We start from the raw sequence: 624 nt of genomic DNA, 5'->3' as shown, positions 1-624 counted from the left end.
AGCAGCTCAAGGACACCTTCACCTACACGATCCGTGATGCCGACGGCGACGTCAGCACCACCACCATCACCGTCACCATCAACGGCCACACCGATGGCGTGCCCGGCGTGACCGTCCCCGATGCCAACGGCGCCGATGCCGGCAACGTCAGCATCGCCGAGAACGCCACGCAGCCGGTTACTGGCGAACTGACCGTCACCGCACCGGAAGGCCTGGCCACGGTCAAGATCGGCAACGTCACCCTCACCGTGGCCGAACTGCAGGCGCTGAGCCCGACCACCCCGCGCGTCATCACCGGCACCGAAGGCAAGCTCACGCTGACTGGCTACGACCCGGCCACCGGCAAGATCACCTATAGCTACCAGCAGGACGGTACCTCGAAGGATCACACCGCCGGCGACGACTCCGTCACCGACAAGTTCACCGTCACCGTCACCGATGCGGCCAACCAGGTCAAGTCTGACGACCTGGTCGTGCTCATCACCGACACCGCTCCGGAAGCCAAGCCCGACACCGCCTCCGTCACGGAAGACACCGCACTGACCGCCTCCGGCAACGTCATCAGCGGCACCGGCGCCGACACCCTCGGCGCGGACGTCACCAATGTCGTGGGCGTGGCCAAGG

The 624-nt window shown here is 66.3% G+C and carries 1 protein-coding gene; it reads left to right on the top strand.

Annotation, left to right across the window (positions count from 1 at the left end; genetic code table 11):
* The coding region (locus IB259_RS30855; RefSeq protein WP_225596994.1) for a VCBS domain-containing protein at positions 1-624 on the top strand (624 nt) is incomplete at both ends.

This window comes from Achromobacter sp. ACM04 (assembly GCF_014851465.1).
Classification (GTDB): Bacteria; Pseudomonadota; Gammaproteobacteria; order Burkholderiales; family Burkholderiaceae_B; genus Achromobacter; species Achromobacter aegrifaciens.
The sequence above is the reverse complement of the archived record's forward strand: the minus strand, read 5'-3'. Positions and strand labels throughout refer to the sequence as shown.